We start from the raw sequence: 5,074 nt of genomic DNA, 5'->3' as shown, positions 1-5,074 counted from the left end.
AAGCTGACTAAATCTAGAGAATGGTTCGACCTTAACCCCATTAATTATTTAAGGGTAACGACTGCATTCAGTAGATATTCAAGACAAGAAAAGACAGATATTCAACCATTAAACATTATCTTTTCAATGTTAGGAGTATCTGTTTTGATAATGGCTTTATTAGCCACACAAGCCACACCACAAAGAACACAGCCTCAAATTAAACCAGTAATAGAAGGAATGAAATCAATATGAACTTTCAAGTATTAAGAAATAGCTTTATAGTCGGGTCATTGGGTGTATCATTTACTGGCTTTATCGCACTGTTCACACCCTATCAGCAGTTCTCACAATTCCTTATCTCATCTGGATTAGGGTCACTTGGTGCGTCTAATTTAGCCATAGTATCTAGTCAGAAAATTAGTAATAAAAAACGCAATAAGTTGTTAGCGGAAATTGACAGTTTGAGAACGGAAACAAACAGCTTCGCTAGTATGTTGGCTGATAAGCATAAATTATTAGTTTCCGCCGATGAGGAAATAGAAAAACAGCACCAAGACATTAGTAATCTTTTGGCTTTATCTACCCAACTGGAAACAGAACTAAAAGCCACTAAGCAATTATTAAATGATACCCAATCAATTAACTTTGAAACCGCAGTAACAACGCTTAGAGAATCATTGGATGAGGTCAAAACTCAAGTTAATGCTCTCATACCATATCTGGTTAAAAAGTTTGATGTAGATGTATCTGGGCTACTTGGAGAATTTAACCAAGATTGTGCTTCATTATCCAAGCAAATAGGGGTCATCTCTGATAACAATAATTTGACCAATGAAGACTTAATTGCCTGTTGCATAGCCATACAGCACGATATCTTGAACAAGGGAATATCTTTAAAAGCAAAGCTGTATAAAAGTGCAGTTGATAAGCTACAGAAACAGCTTAACAACGTTATCTCACTGGATGAGCATAATCAGAAATTGGAACAGGTTAAAACGTATTACCTAAGCAATATCAAAGCCATACAAGAGGAATTTGGAAGTATTGCTGATGGTTGTATTAGTGCATATAAAAATGATTTTGCCGAAGTAGTCAACGACGGCTTAACCCAAAGTCAAGAATTAGAAACATTACAAAATCAGATACTTTCTCTAAATGGTAAGTTACAAGATTTGAGTAAACCTTTGCAGTTTGTCGGTTCTAGTGAATCAGCACGAGTAGGTAATTCTATAATTAATTATTACCATACTAAATTAGGTTTAACACTTGACGGACTGGATTACAACGCAACAGAAACCGGGTACAAATTATTATTTCATTTGTCCAGAAATAACCGTTTCATTCCCTGTGATCAACTCAATGACGGCAACAACCCAGATAAAATCAAGGAACTGTCTGGAAGTTTAAATAGTCCTAAGTTCTCCCAGTCCGAGCGCGGTAATTATGTGAGCTTGGAAATTGAGTTAAGGAAAGTTGAGAAAAAACAAGCCACGATTGAGGACATCAGACGGCTTATAGAACCATCTAATAAATTTGGTGAAATTGTTAGCAGGTATCATCAGAACAAGCCAACTCTTAGGGTAATGACCCGCACAGGTGGAGGTAAAGGTATTGCGGTAAAAAACTTGTTAAGCCATTACGTTAACCACTGGGAAAACTGGGAACTGTGGCTAAGTGACCCTCAGCATGGCAGTTTTGAGGATTATTGGTTATGTCCTAAAATCGCCAAAAATCCATCACAAGCTGCTAACATTTTGGAAACATTCATAGAGGAATTTAAGGCACGAAAAGACAGTGAATCATTTAATCCAGATATCCCAGTTATGGGTATTTTCGATGAAACTGATAAGACTTTCGACAAGAAACAGAAGGGAGGAATAGCACAAATCTGGACTGAAATTAGGCATAGAAAGATGAAATTAATCTTAATAGGTCAGTCTTCCGAAGTTGGCAAGAATGGGTGGACTTGGGATGAAATGAACAACTGCGGCTTAATGTTCATTGGTGATGCCATAGGAACTGCTATAAAGCACGCTGACGACTTGGGATGGTCGCAAGACATGAAAACTAAAATACCATCTATCTATGCAAAGGTTAGTGAGTTTTTTAACAGCCAAAATGCAGATATCCCAGTTAAAAATCATTACCGCTTGGCTTTGTTAGTTGACGGTATGAAGTATGATTTTGTGGAAATTCCCCCAGCACTTGAGGGAGAACTGACTAATAATAAATCATGGTTAGTTTCAAGCCCTTGGCAGTCAAAAGCCATAAAGGAAGGGCAAAATATAGCCTGTGTTCATTGCGGGTCACTGGATGTTAAGAAGAATGGTAAATCAGGTGATAAACAGCGATATTCTTGTAATTCTTGTGGTAAAAGTTTTAGTTTTTAGGAGTTAAAATCATGGCAGTTTTTTGCACCATTGAGTTATTCGGTTTTCGTATTCAGCTATTTGAAAAGCAGTTCTTCTCGTATAACTTTACTATTTGGTTAGGGGATGAATTGATAGGGAGAAATATAGAGGGAAAGCTTTACCATCCTTGGTTCTCAGTCCGTAAAGTGCCACCAAAAATAGATTTTAAAGGATATTTAGAAGGCATTGACCCTGATGATATACCGTTTTAAATAAGCCACAATAAAGCCTCTAGGAACAGTTCTAGAGGCTTTATTTTACCTATTCAGTTGTTTATTCAATCCCATTAGGAACTAAAGCCGCTACGTCAATAACATCTTCTATTTTGCGCTTATCTGCTTTACGGTTTAGATATGGTGTAAGTTCATAATTTGCATTATGGCTATCAATATCATCTTGGTAATCCGTCAATATTTCTTTCACAGTTTGAGGTTTTGACCCTGTTAAAGATTGGATAGCAGTTTGGTTAATATGCCACCTATCCCCCGTCTCTGACACTATTTCTGAGTTATGTATTTTAATTGCCTGTATGGCACGTTTAACCATTTCTCTAGCGCGTCCCGGATGAGTTTTATATTTTGCACTAAGTAATTCTTGTGTTTCAACTCCTGACAAATCAGAATCAAATTGTTTAGCTTTACCCGTTAAAGTAGTCGCATAAATAGTACAAGCTTTTTGAATAAAATCAGCTAACGACATACCAGAATAATCTAGTGCATCTTGTACCTTCTGTTGAGTATCAGCATCAAGTTTTAAAGCTTCAATTTTCATAGATTCTAAAGTTAATTCTGTAGCGGTTTCTGTAGTGGCTTCTGCGGGAATACTTGCAGTTACTTCTGTTACTGTATTTTCTTCTGTAATAGTTTCTGGCTTAACTTCTGTAGTGGTTTCTGGAGAAGATGAGAAGCCAGTGAAATGTTGATTTCTGGCATCGTCTCCTACTACTTCCCATCGTTCCTCACTAGCGGTCGCATACCATAAAGCTAGGTGTTCAAATCGTTCTACTTGACCCTTACCAGCTTTAGTAAAGTAGTAACCGGGTGTAGCTTCATTTTTATCAGGGAACGCCGATTGGATAGCTTTTCTTAAAACAGTTCTGCATCTTGCAAAGTTCCCATCTGATACCGCTTTTTTCATTTCACACCAGTATTTAAGGGTGATTTTCTTGATAGCTAATTCATCAGTTAGATTTTGCAGTTCCGCCGTAAGTTTTGAGGCAATATCAGAAGCTTTTTTAGTGTCACTCATAATAGAAGTAGGTTTTTTATTTGTTATCCCTATACTAACTCTCTTGGTTTAATATGTCAAGAGGTTTTGTATAGGGATTTATTTTTATATTCTGGTAAGTGTTCCGGGCTTTATTTCATACCTGATATATGAGTTAATTGTCTTCTCATCGTTGTCTATCAATATCTTTTTGGCATACTTCATAAAGTCTTGATCCTTTACGTTGTCAGTGATGCAAGAGGCTCTAAGGTAAGCGGCTCTAAATTTGTGATAGGTTCTCTCATCTTCTGGAAAAATATCCCATTCCTTGCACTGTAAATTGAGAGTTTTTGAGAATCGCTTGTTTACCCGTTCTATATCATCGTCTTTATCAAATCGTTTGCTATTTCTATCGGGAAAGTTATTTGGATTACCTAGCCAGTCAAGCCCAAAACAAACTAAATCAGCAGGTAATAAAGTGGGAATAACAAAAGCCATATCCTGTAATTTAACGGCTTTATCAGCAACCTTGACTTTGCGACTCTTCCCTTTAAGTTGTCCAGTAAATTCTACCGAGTAGGTATCAATTTTCTTGAAAGTTGCTGATAGATGTACCTCCGCCATACGTCTGCCAGTTGCCAGCGCAATAGCACAAGAAACATCGAGCCAGTTTATCTCCTTATCCCCACTTTTAAGGGCTGTAAGGATGCTATGGGAGTATTTAAGAGAATTAGTTAAGTCAATCTCTATGCGGTTCTCTTCTGAGCTTCTTTCATCTACCTTATCCTTATAATTTTCGTTGGAAAGTGCTTTGTATTCTGAAAATAGGAAAGTTACAGCCAAACTAAAGTTTTTAATAATTGTCTGAACTTGGTTAATTACAATCGGATCTTGTAATTTGTCCGCAGTTACAGCTTTTAATGCTTTTTTCAGGGCTTGCGATTGTCTGTAAGCAGTAGAGTAAGTTTTTTCGCCTTCAGCTTTACCATCTGGATAGGTTGTTTTAAGGAAGCGTACCTCTTGACTTGCCAACTGTTCCCAACCTGTCAAGCCGTCTTTACCTTTCTTGCGGTCGGTAATCTTGTATGGTGCAAGTGCTTCAAACTGTGGGATTAAGAGTTTGACCCGTTCATCTATATAAGAGTTGGTTAGTTCATCAGCAGCAAGTAATAGTCTAGACATTCCCTGATATCCTTAATTAATAAAATTCATAATTAGATAGTAACCAAGGATAACAAGAATGTCAAGAGGGATTGTATCCCACATTCCGCAGATACTAAAGCAAATTTAGGAATTAAAAATTTTCATAAATAAAAGCCTGAAAAGATTGCCTAGCAAAGATTTCAGGCTTTTATTTGTTAAAATAATCAAATCAAATAGAGATGGGAAAAACCATGAAAGAGTCTCAAGTTGGCATGAAAATCCTAAATATAGACCATTTGGGAATAGTAGCAGGAATAATAGACGAAATGGAA

The 5,074-nt window shown here is 36.9% G+C and carries 3 protein-coding genes and 2 pseudogenes; 3 read left to right on the top strand and 2 right to left on the bottom strand.

Going from position 1 to position 5,074, the window contains the following annotated elements:
• The 3 genes and pseudogenes from FJR38_RS27270 to FJR38_RS27260 all read left to right on the top strand — a co-directional run.
• A pseudogene (locus tag FJR38_RS27270) lies at positions 1 to 234 on the top strand (GIY-YIG nuclease family protein); the annotation flags it as partial.
• Between the two features lie 2,018 nt (positions 235 to 2,252).
• Positions 2,253 to 2,366, top strand: a pseudogene (locus tag FJR38_RS28930) (IS1595 family transposase); the annotation flags it as partial.
• Positions 2,367 to 2,383: 17 nt separating this feature from the next.
• Complete coding sequence (locus FJR38_RS27260) at positions 2,384 to 2,605, top strand: hypothetical protein (protein WP_168540722.1); 222 nt, start codon at positions 2,384 to 2,386, stop codon at positions 2,603 to 2,605.
• Positions 2,606 to 2,666: 61 nt separating this feature from the next.
• Here FJR38_RS27260 and FJR38_RS27255 read toward each other — a convergent pair whose 3' ends face one another.
• Both FJR38_RS27255 and FJR38_RS27250 read right to left on the bottom strand, forming a co-directional pair.
• Positions 2,667 to 3,641 (bottom strand): hypothetical protein, encoded by a 975-nt coding sequence (locus tag FJR38_RS27255; protein WP_168540720.1) that lies wholly within the window; start codon positions 3,639 to 3,641, stop codon positions 2,667 to 2,669.
• An 84-nt stretch (positions 3,642 to 3,725) separates the two neighbouring features.
• Positions 3,726 to 4,781 carry a protelomerase family protein gene (locus FJR38_RS27250; protein WP_168540718.1) on the bottom strand — a complete coding sequence of 352 codons (1,056 nt, stop codon included), beginning with the start codon at positions 4,779 to 4,781 and terminating at the stop codon, positions 3,726 to 3,728.
• Positions 4,782 to 5,074: the final 293 nt, after the last annotated feature.

This window comes from Anabaena sp. UHCC 0253 (assembly GCF_009712085.1).
Classification (GTDB): Bacteria; Cyanobacteriota; Cyanobacteriia; order Cyanobacteriales; family Nostocaceae; genus Dolichospermum.
The sequence above is the reverse complement of the archived record's forward strand: the minus strand, read 5'-3'. Positions and strand labels throughout refer to the sequence as shown.

Bases quoted from the DNA above. Each gene is read 5' to 3' on its own strand.
- FJR38_RS27260 (WP_168540722.1), top strand. From the start codon at position 2,384: ATGGCAGTTTTTTGCACCATTGAGTTATTCGGTTTTCGTATTCAGCTA.
- FJR38_RS27255 (WP_168540720.1), bottom strand. From the start codon at position 3,641: ATGAGTGACACTAAAAAAGCTTCTGATATTGCCTCAAAACTTACGGCG.
- FJR38_RS27250 (WP_168540718.1), bottom strand. From the start codon at position 4,781: ATGTCTAGACTATTACTTGCTGCTGATGAACTAACCAACTCTTATATA.